This window comes from Acetobacter cibinongensis (assembly GCF_000963925.1).
In the GTDB taxonomy this organism is placed as follows: domain Bacteria; phylum Pseudomonadota; class Alphaproteobacteria; order Acetobacterales; family Acetobacteraceae; genus Acetobacter; species Acetobacter cibinongensis.
The window spans coordinates 312,358-328,190 of sequence record NZ_BAMV01000017.1 but is presented as its reverse complement, the minus strand read 5'-3'; the positions used below and the strand labels follow the sequence as shown (position 1 = coordinate 328,190).

Here is a 15,833-nt window from a genome sequence, read left to right as displayed (position 1 = left end):
TCAGTCGGCAGAAGAATCGCGGATCGCGCAGCTCTGTGTAGAACATGGCCTGAAAATGACCGGACAACGGCGGGTAATCGCACGTGTGCTGTCAGACGCGGATGACCATCCGGATGTGGAAGAACTCTATCGTCGCGCCGCGATGCTGGATTCCCGTATTTCAGTTGCCACGGTGTATCGCACCGTGCGCCTGCTGGAAGAAAAAGGGATTCTGGAACGCCGGGACTTTGGCGGAGGCCGCGCACGGTACGAAGCAACCGAGGGTGGTAAGCACCATTATCATCTTATTGATGTCGATAACGGCAAGGTGATAGAATTTGAGGACCCCGAGCACGAAGAGCTAATGCGCCGCGTGGCCGAGCGTCTGGGTTTTGATTTTGTGTCCATGCGTCTGGAGCTGTTCGGTAAAAAACGGGCCGTTGCGCAGAAAGAGACCAAGGCCGCTGCTCCCAAGGGTCGCCGTAAAGGAGAGACCGCATGAGTGCCGCGCAAAACAAAGAGGCCTCTCTCTCAACACTCGCAACGCTGGAACTGGAACGGAACGGCTTTCCCGAATTACGGGGCGGCAACCTCAGTGTACGCATTGCCCAGACAGAAGCTGAGCGCGATGCCGCTCAAGCCCTGCGCTACCGGGTATTCTACGAGGAAATGGGCGCACATCCAGACGCAGAAACCCTGCGCCTGAAACGCGACATTGATGAATTCGATGCTGTGGCCGATCATCTGCTGGTGATTGATAACGCCATAGCGCCTGATGCGCGTGGCGTTGTTGGCACCTACCGGCTTGTGCAGAGCGATGCAGCCGCGAAAATTGGCCGTTTTTATTCGTCAAGCGAATACGACATCTCCCCTCTGACCGACTTCCCCGGCCGCCTGCTGGAAGTCGGGCGCTCCTGTGTGGATAAGGACTATCGTGGCCGTGCCGCCATGCAGTTGTTGTGGCGGGGCATTGCTTCATACATCTTCCTGCATCGGATTGATGTGCTGTTTGGCTGCGCCAGCCTGCAGGGCACAGACCCTGACGCCAATGCAGACGAACTGACCTATCTCTACCATAATCATCTGGCACCCCCTGCCCTGCGCGTTAAAGCACTGCCTGAACGCCGGGTGGAAATGCTGCGTAAAGACCCGCATACGCTGGATTTCCGCAAATGCCTGACTGGTTTGCCCCCACTGGTAAAAGGGTACCTGCGCCTTGGCGGTTACGTTGGGGATGGCGCTGTGATTGACCCACAGTTCAACACAACCGATGTTGCGGTTCTTGTAAAAAGCGAACTGCTGGCGGACAAATACTACCGCCACTATGAACGCCGCTTACGCGACGCGCTGGATTAATCCTTAAAATTCTGCGTCCATAGTCTGCCGGTTTTGCGGCAGACTTCCAGCAAGACATACCGGTGACCATGAACAGCCCATCCCGCGTCTTTCCGGGCCGCCTGCGGCTGCGCAAGCCCAGCCGCGCCAGCCTGCGCCATACCCTTTCCCTGCTTGGGTTGGGGGCTTTGTCCGCACTGGCCCTGCCACCGGTTCATGCCCTTCCCGTGCTGCTCATTACATTCCCACTGTTGGGAGCCGTGCTTAACCGCTCTAAAAACTCGAAAAGTGCGGCCTGGGCAGGGGCGCTCTTCGGGTTTGGCCTCTATGCTGCAAGCCTTTACTGGCTGGTCAATGCCGTCATGATCCGGGCGGAAGACTTCTGGTGGTTTGTCCCCTTCCCCTCACTCGGCTGCGCGCTCATTCTGGCGCCTATGACAGCGGCCCCGGCTGCCCTCAGCATGCTGGCAAAATCCGGCCCCAGACGCCTCATCCTGTTTGCTGCAAGCTGGACGGTGTTTGATATGGGGCGTGTGTTCCTGTTCAGTGGTTTCCCGTGGAACCCTCTTGGCAGTGCGCTTGCCGTGCCGGGACGGATTGGGGATGTGCTGATACAGCCAGCCGCGTGGATGGGTGTTGATGGCATGACCTTATGCCTTGTGCTGCTTGCTCTCTTAGCCGGAACAGCGCTTCAGGATTACTGGCACCGCGCACGCAAAACGGGAACCGTCTGCTTTAGCCCTACACAGCAACGCATAACACTGGGTCTAAGCGCCGCCATGATTCTGGGGTGGAGCGCTGCCGGTTACAGCCGCCTGCATATGGTAACACCGACAGGAGAGGCCGGACCTATCACGGTTCTTGTTCAGGGGAATGTCCCAGAGAACGAGAAAGTTGCTCACCAGAGCGCACGGGAGGTTTTTGAACGCTACCTGACCCTCACCGCGCAAGGTGTAGAGCGTGCTCATACCCTCCAGACGTCAGCCCCAAACCGGGCTATTGTCTTTTTATGGCCTGAAACAGCATACCCTGGTTATCCGCTGTTACAGGATAGCCCGCGCGCGCGGCAGATTATTATGGGTTGGGCAGAAGGCGCACAGGCTGGCCTGATTGGCGCATTACGTCATGACGAAAATGGGCGCTACCGTAACTCTGTTCTGGCTCTTGCCCCGGATGGGCAGGTTGCCGCCATTTACGACAAAGCACGGCTGGTGCCTTTTGGAGAATACCAGCCTTCTTACATTCCTTTGCAAATTGTCCCGCAAGGAGGGCTGGCCGCAGGACCCGGCCCGCATACATGGCACCTGGCTGATATACCCTCTGTTGGGGCTCTGATTTGTTATGAAGTCATTTTTTCCGGCAGTGTGGTGGATGAAAAAGACCGCCCCCGCTGGCTGGCCAACGTGACCAATGACGCCTGGTTTGGAAACAGTGCCGGGCCGCGCCAGCATTTGTCTTCTGTGCGGTTACGCGCTGTTGAGGAAGGGTTGCCTATAGCCCGCGCTGCAAACACCGGTATTTCCATTGCTTATGACGGATTTGGGCATGAGTTGGCGCGTCTGGGTTGGGATAAAACCGATAGTCTGGTCGTACCTTTGCCCGCCCCCCTACCCGCACCGCTCTTTTCCCTCTACGGTCGGGTCATTGCGCTGGCGTTATGCTGTTTAGTTATGATTTCGGCCTTTAGCCCAGTACGCAAACGGGTCTGAGCTCAATGCATTAATAAAAGGTTACTAAAAATTTTTGTAATGGTAGATACTAGCCCAACCAGTCCATTTCCTGTCGGAGCGTTGGCGAAAATAGTGATGCAAGAAAAATTGCAAAATTCTGACACCTGCCACACAGCTATACCCCGCGCGACATCAGTTGACGCCTATGTTGGAAGACGCATCCGCCTGCGCAGGACACTCCTTGGCCTTTCGCAAGAAAAACTGGGAGAATTAGTGGGCATTACATTTCAGCAGATTCAGAAATATGAACGTGGCACGAACCGTGTTGGTGCCTCCCGCCTTTATGATATTGCCGGGGCGCTGGATGTGCCCATAGCGTTCTTTTTTGAAGGCGTTGACAGGCATCCATCCCCCGGGAGTGGCTACCGGAGCAGCGGCGTTTCAGAAAGTCGCAAGGCTTTTGAGGGGTTTCCTGCTCACGTTCAGGACTCTGAAACAGCGGCTCTGCTCAACAACAAAGATACGCTTGAACTGGTACGGGCCTACCACGCCATTCCGGACATCAAAATCCGAAAGAATGTGCTTGAACTTGTTCGTTCCATGAGGCCCGACCACACACCTACCGCCGAGTAAATGCGACATTAGGCCGGAAGGGGCAGAAGCCCCTGCCCCTCAATTTAGGGTGGTTTTAGAAGTTATCGTCTCCCCAACCGCCACCGAAGTCACCACCGTCTCCGCCAGCGTCCTGACCACCCCAGTCGTTATTGCCTGCATCAAAGTTCGGGTCTGCTGCCTGACCCTGACCGGCAAACGGGTCTGAGTTGTCACCATAATAATTATTGATGGTTTCGCTTTGTGGCGCACCTGCACCTGCACCCCATCCACCTGCGGCGGCATCATGGTGCCCGCTAAACAGGCTTGTCAGCGCATTGGCTGCCAGCATACCCCCGGCAACCCCTGTTGCCGTTGTAAGCGCAGACCCCAGAAAGCCTGACCCGCCACGCTGGAACGTGCTGGGCTGCATACCATAAGGCATTTGCTGATACTGCGGCGGCTGTGGCGGAGCCTGCGTGTTGCCACCCCAACCAGGAGGTGTCTGCTGCGGCGCCCTTTGGCCACCGCCAAACAAACCACCCAGAAAACCACCGCCGGAACCAGATTTCTGCTGCTGTTGTGCCTGTTGCAAAGCCTGCTGGGCCTGCTGCAACTGAAACTGCAACTGCTGAATACGGTTCTGCGCTTCTACCAGTGCTGCTTCCTGCACAACGGCCATCTGTGTAATGCGGTAACGGGCTTCTGGTACCTGCTGGAACTGCTGGGCAATAAACTGGTCAGCCTCCGGGTCTATGGCGGGCAGGCTGGGGCGTGTGCCCGGTACGCTGCCAAAACTAGCCTGTGGCGCACCACCAACCCGTGCGACAAATTTGGAAATGAGGTCGCGTTCTTCGTTGTTCATCTCATACCTTCCTGCCTGACTACGGCGCACTGACTGGCTTTGGCCCAGAGCCACAGCCCGTACCAGATTAACTTTCATGGCACTTTGACCAAGATGTGGCCCGCCTGCAAGGCGCTTGCAAGAGGCCACACCCACCCGTGCAGCGGTTTGCGCAAAACTTATAACAGTTCTGGCGGCATCAGGTGCCATGCTTCTCTTCCTGTATGCCATGCACATCTGTATGGTGTGGGCCTTATTGTATGCACGGCCAAGCCTGTGCGTATGTTCTGACCCTGTTTTTACTGCGGAGCTTCTGTCTGACATGGACCCGGCGTCTCCCCGCCCGACCGAGCGGCCTCTTTCCTTTCAGGACCTGATCCTGACCCTTCACCAGTTCTGGTCCCGGCAGGGGTGCGCCATTCTCCAGCCCTATGATCTGGAAGTCGGTGCAGGCACACTCTCACCCCACACAACTTTACGCGCACTGGGTAATACGCCGTGGAAAGCTGCCTATGTGCAGCCCTGCCGCCGCCCGTCCGATGGCCGTTATGGGGAAAACCCGAACCGTCTTCAGCATTATTACCAGTACCAGGTGCTGCTCAAACCCACGCCGGAAGAAAGCCAGAAACTGTTGCTGGATAGCTACCGTGCCATTGGCATTGACCCGGATAAGCACGATATCCGCTTTGTGGAAGATGACTGGGAAAACCCGACCATTGGCGCCTGGGGCCTAGGCTGGGAAGTCTGGTGTGACGGCATGGAGGTAACGCAGTTTACCTACTTCCAGCAGGTAGGGGGTATTCCGGTCGTTCTCCCCTCAACCGAACTCACTTACGGGCTGGAACGTCTGGCCATGTATGTGCAGGGTGTCGAGAACGTATACGACCTCGACTATAACGGTACGGGCCTGACTTATGGGGATGTGTTCCTGCGCGCTGAGCAAGATTACTCCCGCCACAACTTTGAACTGGCCGACACAGACCGCCTGTTCCGCCATTTTGCAGATGCCGAAAAAGAAAGTGTTGCACTGGCAGAAGCCGGTGTTGCTCAGCCTGCCTATGACCAGTGCCTGAAGGCCAGCCATCTGTTCAACCTGCTGGACGCCCGTGGGGTTATCAGCGTGAGCGAGCGTGCCTCCTACATTGGCCGTGTGCGCACTCTGGCAAAATTATGCTGCGAGACCTGGCTGGCTGGCGAGGACAAATAAGATCATGCCTGAACTACTGATAGAACTGTTTTCAGAAGAAATCCCTGCCCGTATGCAGCAGCAGGCCGGTGAAACCCTGCTCCGCCTGCTGAACGAAGCACTGGCTCCGCTGGCGCCTCAGGCTGCACAAGCCTTCACCGGCCCACGCCGTATTGCGGCAAGCCTGAGCCTGAATGCCATTGTTCCCGGCCGCACAGTCTCTGAACGTGGCCCGCGTGAGGGTGCGCCAGAAAAAGCGCTGGAAGGGTTTACGCGCAAACATGGTGTCACACCGGATGCCCTGACCCTGCAAAATGGCTTCTGGATTCTGGAACGTGAAGAACCGGCTATTGAGGCCCGCACGCATCTGCTTGCCACCCTGCCAGACCTGCTCCGCCGTTTCCCATGGCCTAAATCCATGCGGTGGGGCACTGGCAGCAGCTTTACATGGGTCCGACCGCTGCGCCGCCTTGTCTGCTTGCTGGACGGTGAAGCCATACCCGTCACGTTGGCACAGGGTGAGGATAACGGCCACCATCTGACGGCGGATGCCGTAACGGAAGGCCATCGTTTCATGGCCCCCGGCCCGGTAACCGTCACCAGCGCGGCCCAGTGGGCAGAAGTTCTGCGTGAACGCTTTGTGATGGTGGATGCTGCTGAGCGCCGTACCGTTATCAGCACCGCTCTGGCAGAACTGGCCACAAGTGAAGGCCTGAGCATTGTGCCGGATGCCGGACTGGTGGATGAGGTTGCAGGACTGGTGGAATGGCCTGTGCCGTTCCTTGGCCGCATTGACGATCACTTCATAGACCTTCCAGCGGAAGTCATGCAGGTTTCCATGCGCGTCAATCAGCGCTATTTTGCCCTGCGCAATAGCGATGGCACCGCCGCCCCCCGTTTTGCTTTTGTGGCTAACATCACACCAACGGATGGTGGTGCAATGGTGGTTGCCGGCAACGAGCGTGTCCTCCGCGCCCGCTTTGCTGACGCCCGCCACTTCTGGGACCTGGACCGCAAGCAGACCCTTGAAAGCCGCCTGACTGCGCTGGATAATATTACCTTCCATGCCAAACTGGGCACACAGGGCAAGCGCACACGCCGTATGGTTCGGTTGGCTGGCCTTATTGCCGATATGCTTGGGGCGCCAAAAGCAGAGTGCGAACGCGCAGCCCTGCTGAGCAAAACTGACCTGCCCACCGGCATGGTTGGGGAATTCCCTGAACTTCAGGGTGTGATGGGCGGCTATTACGCCCGCCATGACGGCGAGGCTGAAAGCGTGGCGCAGGCCATTAGTGAGCAATATCAGCCACGCGGCCCCGGTGACAGCGTACCAACAGCCCCGGTAGCCGTTGTGACCGGTCTGGCAGACCGCTTTGATATGCTGACAGCCTTTTTTGCTGCCGGTGAAAAACCGTCCGGCTCCGGAGACCCCTTCGGCCTGCGCCGTGCTGCTTTGGGCATTATCCGCCTGATTCGTGAGAACACCCTACGGCTTGATCTGGTTAAAGTTTTCACACTGGCGGCAGAGGCTCTGCCCGAAAACCTGCAGAACGCAGAAGACCTCGACCTGCTGCCGCAGTTCATTGCCGAGCGCCTGCGTGTTCAGTTGCGGGCAGAAGGGGCGCGGTACGATTGTCTGGCAGCTATTTCGGTTGGTAATACGGACACCGATATTGTTCGCCTGCTTTCCCGCGCACAGGCTTTGCAGGACATGCTGGAAACCGAGGACGGTAAAAACCTGCTTGCAGCCACCCGTCGCGCCGCCAATATCCTGCGTATTGAGGATAAAAAGGACGGCCCGCACGAAAAAGCACCCGACGCAACGCTGTATGCCCAGCCAGAAGAACGTGACCTTGCCGCAACGCTGGACCGCGTAGAACCTGCTGTGGAAAAGGCTTTTGCAGAAGAACGCTTTACGGATGCCATGCGGGACGCGGCCAGCCTGCGTGCACCACTGGACCGCTTTTTTGAAGAGGTTACGGTCAACGCACCAGAAGCTGCACTCCGCCTCAACCGGCTGCATCTCCTCGCCCGTCTAGGCCGCATGATGCGCCTAATTGCAGATTTCAGCCAGATAGAAGGCTAGATCAGTAAGGTTTCTGATTTTAACCTTCTTCACCATAAGTCAAAGACCTGTTGGTTCGAAGATTACTTTCAGAGCTTATCTATAGCTCTTGAAAGTAATCTTTACTCCCGAAATCACTGTTTTAAAAATTCACACCTAACCCATTAAGGTTAAGAATGCTGTCCTCTTTGCAACGTACAGTTGGTACGGAACGAACAATTATACGCATAACCATGCTGTTATGTTGCGTTGTAACTTTTGTCCGGTGGCCAGAACTGCTGCTTAATGCCCAATTTTGGGGTGAAGACGGCTGGAACTGGTGGCCTGAAGCCCGAACCATAGGCCTACCCAGTCTTTGGCTGCCGCACACAGGCTATCTTCAAACAATAGACCGCATTGTAGCCCTTATTGCCGTGCCGTTTCCCTTAACTTATGGGCCTACCATTTTCGCCACTGCGGCCTTTATTTTTCAGGTTCTGCCTGCACTCTTTTTAATCTCTTCGCGTGGCGCATCACTTTGCCCGTCCCTGTTCCTGCGCTGCGCCATCGGCCTGGCTTGGTGTGCTATTCCCAACGCGCGGGAAGGGTATTGCAACCTGACAAACACCCAATGGCACCTCTGCATTCTGTCCTTCCTTATCGTGATGTCAGGCGCCCCACGCCGCCTGAGCGAGTGGATATTTGATTGCAGCATGTTGACTATTGGAGCGTTGAGCGGACCTTTCAGCCTTGTTTTAGCCCCTGTGGCCGCGCTGAGAGTATGGCAAGAGCGCTCCAGGGCCAGTATTATCCGTTTTGGCCTGATTGCTGTAGGTGCTGTAATACAGGGATTGCTCATCCACGCTACACAGCGCGGTGTTCCAGCTAATCTCGGGGCATCCCCCATTGCGTTTGTCCGCCTTATCTCCAGTCAGGTCGTGCTGGCCCTCACGGTCGGCCATACACAATTGCCTTCATGGTATGCGCTCGGCCTTTGGCAAATCGGTGTTCTGCCATGGATTATTTTTCTGGTTGCTCTGTGGCTGAGTGTGTCCGCAATGTATCGCTGGCCTGTTATGCGCATGGCCTTGTTTTTGACAGTCCTGCTTCTGGCTGCCTGCCTCTCACACCCGCTTGAGTCATCTGATGACACACCCGTCTGGCGCGCCATGCTAATTCCTGATGCTGGCGTGCGGTACCTGTCCGACACATGCGTATTCTGGATAACTGTTGTTGTTGTGCAAGCATTGGCTGCCCCGTGGGGATGGACCAAAGCTGCGGCTATGGCCATTCTTGCTATTATGGTTACAACAGGCATCCCGCGTGACTGGCGTATGCCAGCAGATCCAGACCGCGGATTTTACACGATTGCCCACGCCTATGATAAGGCGCCCAAAGGCAGTAGCTTTACCGTGCCCGTGCGCCCCAACAGCCAGGCCACTTATATTAAATAATGTAATACCCCCTGCACGGACGCTTAAGCCTCCATGCAGGGGGTATTTATTATTAAAAAGAAATATCACCCCGCAGGTAGTAGAACCCGCCATTCATACCCAGTTGCGATGTGCTCATGTAGTATTGTGGTGCACCAAGGTAGCGGTTGTTGTCTGGCACACGGCTTGGCCGCGCATCAAAAATATTGTTGGCCCCCAGTGTTACGGCAAGCTGCGGCAATGCGCGGTAAGTCACTTCCATATTGGTAATGAACTTGGGCGTATTTTTAAATTCGCGATAGTTGCCTGAACCAGAAAGCGACTGGGTATTGCCTGCGCCGCCGTAATAGCTGAGCTGTGACGTAACCTGCCCATACCGGATTTCATGCACACCTACGGTCCATTTACCGCTGGTGAAGCGCCCACCCCAGATCATCTTGCTGCGGGGGTACGCCGTGGTCAGATAGGCTATGCTCTGTGGGTTAAGCAGCGGCGCTCCGTTGGCGTTCGTGCCCTGATGGCTCAAGCGTGTCCGGTTGAGGTTAATGGCAACGTCCCAGTCAATCCGCCCAATGTCACCCAAACGAGTGGCGTAGGTTGCCGTCAGGTCCAGCCCCTGTGTGCGGGTGCTGGCTACGTTTGCAAACCAGTTGGTAGAGAGCGCATTCGGATTTGTTTGCCATGATATTGTATTCGGCAAGGTAAAGCCGTTGGTCTGCAATGCAGCAGCAGCCTGCGTACCATAAACCTGTCCACCTGGCATGATCTGGTCGCGCAGGTTGATCTGATACACATCGACCGTCACATGCAGTTTGCGGAACGGCTCCATGACAATACCGCCGCTGACGTTTGTTGAGCGCTCAGACTTCAATGGTGAGGCACCATTCTGAAGCGCCCCTGCAGAGTTCACGGCAATCAGGCCACGTGCAGCCGTGGGGGAGACTGCCAGAGAGCTGTAATGCTCCTGCGCCAGTGTGGGTGCATGAAACCCGTTGGATAGTGTTGCCCGGAAAGCAAGGCGCGGTGAGACATCATATCGGGTGGATATCTTGCCGTTTTCGGTATCGCCTACGTCAGTATAGTGCTCATACCGACCCGCCAGATCAATCTGCCAGTTTTTGGTCAGGTGAGTAGAGACATCAATGTAACCCGCAATCACATCCCGGTTGAAGTTACCGGTGTTACCAGGGTTTGTGCCGCTCAGGGCGTCAGACCCGCTTCCTGCCAGAGAATCGGCAGATCCCGCGCCAATGGAATAGCTTTCGTACCGGTAGGATGTTCCGCCCGCCACGTTAATGGCATGAGGCCAGCCAGACAGGTGAAAATTACGCGACAGATCCAGACCGCTGGTCCATTGCGAATTGTTAAAGCCCTGAACATCGTTAAATTTTGTGGGCGAGCGGCCCTGTGTGGTTTCCAGCGTGGTGTTGGCGGAGTTCTTGAGGCCAATGCTATCAAAATCACGGCCATACACGGTTGAAAGGTCCCAGTTCCAGCCGATGAAGGTCCCTTTCAGGCCAGCTGTAAGCTCGTAATCATCCTCATCCAGCGTAATCAGGGGGGAATAACCCCATGGATACTGCGCGGCATATCCGGGGTATTTGGAGACCGAACTTGGCAGACGATAGTTCTGGTATGATTCAGCGTGGCGGTGGGCATAAGTGCCGGTTGCGTAGGCCTGAATGCTATCCGTCAGGTCATATCCCGCTTTAATGGCAACGCTTTCACGCGTCTGCTCTGGCTGGCTGAGCACATTATTCACTTTGGTGCCCGTACGGGCATCCGGTGCACTGCGGTAGGTGTGGTCTGTGTGGAAAAAATCGCCACTGACATGCACAAAACCGCGCTGGCCCAGCTTGGCCCCGCCATCCAGATACACGCCCTGCTGGAAACCATCCTTGGCAGCCGTAATGCCGCTAATGGATTGCGCATGGAAACCATGATCCTGCTTTTTCAGGATGATGTTAACAACACCCGCCACAGCATCTGACCCATACTGGGCAGACGCGCCGTCACGCAGCACTTCCACATGGTCAATCGCCGCCATGGGAATCATGTCGATATCCACAGGGGTAGTACCCTGCTGTGGGCCGGGGTTGGAATAGATATTGGCTGTTGTATGCCTCCGCTTGCCGTCCACCAACACCAGCGTTTCATTGGCGTTCAGGCCACGCAGACTGATGGAATCTGTCAGAGCGCCCGTATCAAAGCCAGCGGTGGGCATGGTGAGAGACGGCAAAAGCTGGGCCAGCGCTTCACGCAGATTGGGCTGACCGGTCTGGCTGATTTGTTTGGCTGAAACCACATCAATCGGCGCAAGGCTCTGGCGGGCCTTGCGGCCTGTCTCACGCGTGCCGGTCACAATCACACTTTCCTCACCCGTACTATCAACCGGCGCAGAAACACGGTGAGGCACGGCCGCCACACTGGCAACGGGTGCTGCGGGACGTGCAACCGGCGTCTTACGCGCAGCAACAGCCCGCACCGGGGCTTTTTGCGGGTGTGCGCCTGCATGATGGGCTTCAGGGGTAGAGACTGTGGCTGCGCGTGCACCCACGGGGCTGGAAAGCAGGGTAGCCGCCAGCAGAGCAGAGGCACAACTGCCCCCTACCACCCGTTTTTTAGAAGGACGGGCAGAAAACTCAGCTGCAAGAACAGAACGCTGACGCACGAGAGATGCTCCCAACACAAACAACAACAAACAATCGTTTAATTGTTATGTTACTTTGTGCGCTGAGGCATTAGGAAAAATACAGCCTGTTTGAAATCAGACACAAACTGTGTCACCCCCGCAACAGGTGGGGGTAACGTAGCCAGCCCCTCTTCTTACTGCTCTAGGGACTGAAGTTCATATAAACGCCGGTACAGGCCATCGGGTTTCTGCACCAGGTCCGAATGGGTCCCATCTTCCACAACCTGCCCGCGTTCAAAAACCAGAATACGGTCAAGGTCCACCACGGTAGCCAGACGGTGGGCAATTACAATAACCGTACGCCCCACCATCAAACGCTGCATGGCCTCCTGCACCAATGCCTCGGACTGGGAATCAAGGCTGGCGGTTGCTTCATCCATGACCAGAATAGCTGTGTTGGCCAGAAAAGCACGGGCAATGGCCACACGCTGGCGTTCACCACCAGACAACTTGACCCCACGCTCCCCTACCAGTGTGTCATACCCTTCGGGCAGACGGTCAATGAAGTCGGACGCATTTGCCAGTCTGGCCGCTTCTTCTATCTGGGCTTGCGTGGCGTTTGGGCTGCCATAGGCAATATTGTCTGCCAGACTGCGGTGAAACAGCATTGGCTCCTGCGGCACAATCGCTATTTCGGCCCGCAGGGCGGATTGCTGAATGGTGGCAATATCCACACCGTCCACGACAATCCGGCCACCATCCAGTTCGTACAGCCTCTGCAACAGCTTGGTAAAGGTGGATTTACCGGAGCCGGACGGCCCAACCAGCCCAACCCGGCTGCCTGCCGCAATGGTGACATTCAGGTCAGAGAAGATATGGCGCGTCTGGCCTGCATACTGAAAGCTAACATGCTCAAACCGGATCTCACCTTCCTGCGCCTTGAAGGGTAGATGTTTGACCGGGTCTTTAACGGACGGCGGCGTGCGCCACAGAACAAGCAGTTCCTCCATTTCATTCACGGAGCGCTGCACAACAGAGACCTGCTGCCCAATATCACGCAAATAACCCTGCACCAGAAAAGTCATGGTCAGCACATAGGCCACATCACCTGGGCCAGCCGCGCCGGACAGCCACAGCATGACCGCAGCCCCGGCAAGCGCAAGCCGCATGAAGGTGACCAGAAGGTTCTGAACGCCTGCACTATTGGTGCCGCGCGTCCATGTGCGGCAGGTATGCTTGCGCCATGCACTGATAACGTCTTCCAGCCGCTTTTCTTCCCGTTCTTCCGCACCAAAGGCCTTGACCACGGCATTACAGGTTACGGCATCCGCCAGTGCGGCCCCCATGCGGCTATCCCACTGGTTGGACTCCCGTGCGGAAGGTGCAACGTAGCGGAGCGTCAGGGTAATGGAGACCGCAATAAACACAGCGGACAGCACACCCAAGAGCAGCCCCATGAACAGCCAGTGCCATGCCAGAACAAGCGTTGTCAGCACCAGCAGGCAGACTTCGGGGATCAGCATGAGCAACAGTGTGTCATCCAGCATGTCCACGGCCCACATGCCGCGCGTCAGACGGCGGACGGTAGAGCCTGCGAATGTATTGGCGTGCCAGTCCGTTGACAGGCGCTGCACATGCGCAAAGGCCTGTGCAGCAATTTTATGCATAACCCGCGTGGTCAGGTGCGTAATGCCCAGATACGCGGCCCGTTTGCCCAGTACGTTGCCCACACCACATGCCGCCATAGCCACAAGCATCCACACCGCATCCTGCGTGCGGCTGGACTGGGTGGCAGGCACAGCCACGTCTGACACCAGGCGCCCCGCCAGCACTGGCATAAGCACGTCCAGCACCGTAGCGAACATGACGCCCGCCACCGTAATCCAGAGCGGGACTGGAAAATCCAGCCACCGCCGCATGACAAATTTGAGGACATCGACAAACAGATTTTGCCTCCGTGCGGCAGTTTGCGCATCGGAAGAGGACGTATTCATGAGGAGATTCCGAAAAAAACAATCATCGCTCAGCAGGCGCTGAGGAAGCCTGAACGGCTAAAACGGATTTGCGACTGTATCTTGCCTCGTTTTTTTTGGCAAACACGTTACCCCGCCTGCCGCAGCATAGACGCCGCTTGCGCAAACGGGATACAAGACCCCCATGGTTGATGCCCCCCGCCCTACTCGCACCCGTAAAACTTCCGCCGCCAGCACGGCAGCCCCAAAAGCTACGGCTAAACGTGCGCCGTCTAAAGCGACCAAAGCCGCCAAGGCCACAGCACCCAAAACCGTGCCGGCAACACAGGCACCGCGCGACATGAAGCCGGAAGAAATTCGGGCTTTCCTCAAAGATCTTGCGCAGGCCTGGCCTGATGCGAAAACAGAGTTACATTACTCCTCACCTTTTACCTTATTAGTTGCCGTTGTTCTCTCTGCTCAGGCAACGGATGCTTCGGTTAATAAAGTAACGCCTGCCCTGTTTGCTGCGGCCCCTACACCCGCAGCCATGGCCGCTTTGGGGGATGAGGGCGTTGGCGCGCTTATACGCACCATCGGGCTATGGCGGAACAAGGCAAAGAACGTGGTAACGCTCTCCCGCCAATTGCTGGAACGGCATGGCGGCACAGTGCCCGGCACACGGGAAGAACTGGAAGCCCTTGCTGGCGTGGGCCGTAAAACCGCCAATGTGGTTTTGAATGTTGCGTTCAATCAGCCCACGGTGCCGGTGGATACCCATGTCTTCCGGCTGGCCAACCGGACGGGGCTGGGCCGTGGCAAGACGGTGGAAGCTGTGGAAGCCGCGCTCGAACGGCGCATTCCCAAAGACATGATAAGGGATTCTCACCACTGGCTGATTTTACAGGGCCGCTACGTTTGTAAAGCCCGCAAGCCGGAATGCTGGCGCTGTGCGGCCATGGCTCCCTGCCTTTTTCCCGCAAAAACGGAGCGGCCTGTTATCAAGCCACCCCGCGGCACGTCAGTCTGACTGTCGCCTACGAGCCTGTCCGCCCGAGGGGGCGCACCCTTATAACCAGCCAGAGAGTTCCTGCCGGGCAAGTTGCTCCAGCAGGTCTATGCAGGCAGGACTGTCATTCAGGCACGGGATCAGGGTAAAGGTCTCTCCCCCTTTTGCCAGAAACTCATCCCGTACCTCGTTCCCTATTTCGTCCAGCGTCTCAATACAGTCCGCCATAAAGCCAGGCGTAATGACGGCAATGTTTTTCACGCCTTTTTCCGGCAGGGCTTCCACAAACGGAGCGGTATAAGGCTCCAGCCACTTGGTCGGCCCAAAACGGGACTGGAAGGTCAGAACCAATGTTTCTGCCGTCATGCCCAGTTTAGCACGAAGTGCCTCCATGGTGCGGATGCAGTCCGCCTGATAGCTGTCCCCTTTATCAACATACTCCTGTGGCAAACCGTGGAAGGACACCACAATCATCTGCGGAGGGGTGGGCAGGTGCGCCACACCATCCTGAATGGACGCCGCCAAGGCGTCTATATAAGCAGGATGATCCGGAAAGGCTGGCAGAGTACGGATAGCAGGCTGGTTCCGCACTTTCATAAGCACCCGGAACAACTGGTCATTGGCGGTAGCGGTGGTGGTAGCGCTATATTGCGGGTACAGTGGCATGACCAGAATACGGTCACACCCGTGCTCCATAAGTTCCTTCAGCCCCACAGCGACCGATGGCTTGCCGTACCGCATGGCCCAGGTAACCGGTACATCCTCAGCCGCAAAGCGCTGGGCCAGTGCTTCTGACTGGCTGCGGGTATAGCCGCGCAAGGGGCTCTCGTTCCGCGCTTTATCCCATATCCGCTCATAGGCTTTGCCACTTTTGCCGGGCCGGACTGTCAGCACAATGCCCTGCAAAATGGGCTGCCACAGCACGGGTGAGCCTTCTATAACCCTCCGGTCGGACAAAAATTCCGACAAATACCGCCGCACTGACCGGTATCCGGTATCATCCGGTGTTCCAAGGTTCAGCAGCAAGATACCGGGGCGGCTGGCAATGCGGGCGGCTCCGTCTGGGCGTTTACGCGGCGGAATATAATGAAAAACCATAAAAAACCTTTCTAAAACCCGGCGCATACCTGCCTGTTGTGCCGGGTTATATAAGCGCAG

Annotated in this window: 12 protein-coding genes; 8 read left to right on the top strand and 4 right to left on the bottom strand. The window is 56.7% G+C overall.

Going from position 1 to position 15,833, the window contains the following annotated elements; all coding sequences use genetic code 11:
• Window positions 1–55: 55 nt before the first annotated feature.
• The 4 genes from Abci_RS10680 (at window position 56) to Abci_RS10665 (ending at window position 3,617) form a co-directional block, all read left to right on the top strand.
• A complete protein-coding gene (locus Abci_RS10680; RefSeq protein ID WP_146806820.1) occupies window positions 56–481 on the top strand; it encodes a Fur family transcriptional regulator in 426 nt (141 codons plus the stop codon).
• Window positions 478–1,335, top strand: coding sequence for a GNAT family N-acetyltransferase (locus Abci_RS10675; RefSeq protein WP_048839102.1), 858 nt, complete (start codon window positions 478–480; stop codon window positions 1,333–1,335). Before Abci_RS10680 ends, Abci_RS10675 begins: the two co-directional genes overlap by 4 nt.
• Window positions 1,336–1,403: 68 nt before the next feature.
• Window positions 1,404–3,023, top strand: a complete 1,620-nt coding sequence (gene lnt / locus Abci_RS10670; RefSeq protein ID WP_048839101.1) for an apolipoprotein N-acyltransferase — start codon at window positions 1,404–1,406, stop codon at window positions 3,021–3,023.
• Between the two features lie 96 nt (window positions 3,024–3,119).
• The gene (locus Abci_RS10665; protein WP_048839100.1) at window positions 3,120–3,617 is read left to right on the top strand and encodes a helix-turn-helix domain-containing protein; all 498 of its coding nucleotides are present in this window, start codon (window positions 3,120–3,122) and stop codon (window positions 3,615–3,617) included.
• 55 nt (window positions 3,618–3,672) lie between these two features.
• On the opposite strand, the gene Abci_RS10660 is transcribed toward Abci_RS10665, so the two are convergent.
• Window positions 3,673–4,440 carry a DUF2076 domain-containing protein gene (locus Abci_RS10660; RefSeq protein WP_048839186.1) on the bottom strand — a complete coding sequence of 256 codons (768 nt, stop codon included), beginning with the start codon at window positions 4,438–4,440 and terminating at the stop codon, window positions 3,673–3,675.
• 301 nt (window positions 4,441–4,741) lie between these two features.
• Here Abci_RS10660 and Abci_RS10655 point away from each other — a divergent pair, with 301 nt between their 5' ends.
• From Abci_RS10655 to Abci_RS10645, 3 genes are all read left to right on the top strand, one after another.
• The gene (locus Abci_RS10655; protein WP_048839185.1) at window positions 4,742–5,626 is read left to right on the top strand and encodes a glycine--tRNA ligase subunit alpha; all 885 of its coding nucleotides are present in this window, start codon (window positions 4,742–4,744) and stop codon (window positions 5,624–5,626) included.
• A gap of 4 nt (window positions 5,627–5,630) precedes the next feature.
• Window positions 5,631–7,691: a glycine--tRNA ligase subunit beta gene (glyS, locus tag Abci_RS10650; RefSeq protein ID WP_048839099.1), complete on the top strand. Its 2,061-nt coding sequence runs from the start codon at window positions 5,631–5,633 to the stop codon at window positions 7,689–7,691.
• Window positions 7,692–7,846: 155 nt separating this feature from the next.
• The gene (locus tag Abci_RS10645; RefSeq protein ID WP_048839098.1) at window positions 7,847–9,103 is read left to right on the top strand and encodes a hypothetical protein; all 1,257 of its coding nucleotides are present in this window, start codon (window positions 7,847–7,849) and stop codon (window positions 9,101–9,103) included.
• A 52-nt stretch (window positions 9,104–9,155) separates the two neighbouring features.
• Here Abci_RS10645 and Abci_RS10640 read toward each other — a convergent pair whose 3' ends face one another.
• Together Abci_RS10640 and Abci_RS10635 are read right to left on the bottom strand one after the other, a co-directional pair.
• Window positions 9,156–11,696, bottom strand: a complete 2,541-nt coding sequence (locus Abci_RS10640; RefSeq protein WP_244877654.1) for a TonB-dependent receptor plug domain-containing protein — start codon at window positions 11,694–11,696, stop codon at window positions 9,156–9,158.
• A gap of 212 nt (window positions 11,697–11,908) precedes the next feature.
• Window positions 11,909–13,708, bottom strand: a complete 1,800-nt coding sequence (locus Abci_RS10635; protein ID WP_048839097.1) for an ABC transporter ATP-binding protein — start codon at window positions 13,706–13,708, stop codon at window positions 11,909–11,911.
• A 319-nt stretch (window positions 13,709–14,027) separates the two neighbouring features.
• Between Abci_RS10635 and nth the strand changes: the two genes are divergently transcribed.
• Entirely contained in the window at window positions 14,028–14,696 is a 669-nt protein-coding gene (nth, locus tag Abci_RS10630; RefSeq protein WP_048839183.1) for an endonuclease III, read from the top strand.
• Between the two features lie 39 nt (window positions 14,697–14,735).
• On the opposite strand, the gene hemH is transcribed toward nth, so the two are convergent.
• Window positions 14,736–15,773 carry a ferrochelatase gene (gene hemH / locus Abci_RS10625; protein ID WP_048839182.1) on the bottom strand — a complete coding sequence of 346 codons (1,038 nt, stop codon included), beginning with the start codon at window positions 15,771–15,773 and terminating at the stop codon, window positions 14,736–14,738.
• Between the last annotated feature and the right edge of the window lie 60 nt (window positions 15,774–15,833).

Bases quoted from the DNA above. Each gene is read 5' to 3' on its own strand.
- Abci_RS10665 (WP_048839100.1), top strand. From the start codon at position 3,120: ATGCAAGAAAAATTGCAAAATTCTGACACCTGCCACACAGCTATACCC.
- Abci_RS10660 (WP_048839186.1), bottom strand. From the start codon at position 4,440: ATGAACAACGAAGAACGCGACCTCATTTCCAAATTTGTCGCACGGGTT.
- Abci_RS10655 (WP_048839185.1), top strand. From the start codon at position 4,742: ATGGACCCGGCGTCTCCCCGCCCGACCGAGCGGCCTCTTTCCTTTCAG.
- glyS (WP_048839099.1), top strand. From the start codon at position 5,631: ATGCCTGAACTACTGATAGAACTGTTTTCAGAAGAAATCCCTGCCCGT.
- nth (WP_048839183.1), top strand. From the start codon at position 14,028: ATGAAGCCGGAAGAAATTCGGGCTTTCCTCAAAGATCTTGCGCAGGCC.
- Abci_RS10675 (WP_048839102.1), top strand. From the start codon at position 478: ATGAGTGCCGCGCAAAACAAAGAGGCCTCTCTCTCAACACTCGCAACG.
- Abci_RS10635 (WP_048839097.1), bottom strand. From the start codon at position 13,708: ATGAATACGTCCTCTTCCGATGCGCAAACTGCCGCACGGAGGCAAAAT.
- Abci_RS10680 (WP_146806820.1), top strand. From the start codon at position 56: ATGACCGGACAACGGCGGGTAATCGCACGTGTGCTGTCAGACGCGGAT.
- hemH (WP_048839182.1), bottom strand. From the start codon at position 15,773: ATGGTTTTTCATTATATTCCGCCGCGTAAACGCCCAGACGGAGCCGCC.
- Abci_RS10645 (WP_048839098.1), top strand. From the start codon at position 7,847: ATGCTGTCCTCTTTGCAACGTACAGTTGGTACGGAACGAACAATTATA.
- lnt (WP_048839101.1), top strand. From the start codon at position 1,404: ATGAACAGCCCATCCCGCGTCTTTCCGGGCCGCCTGCGGCTGCGCAAG.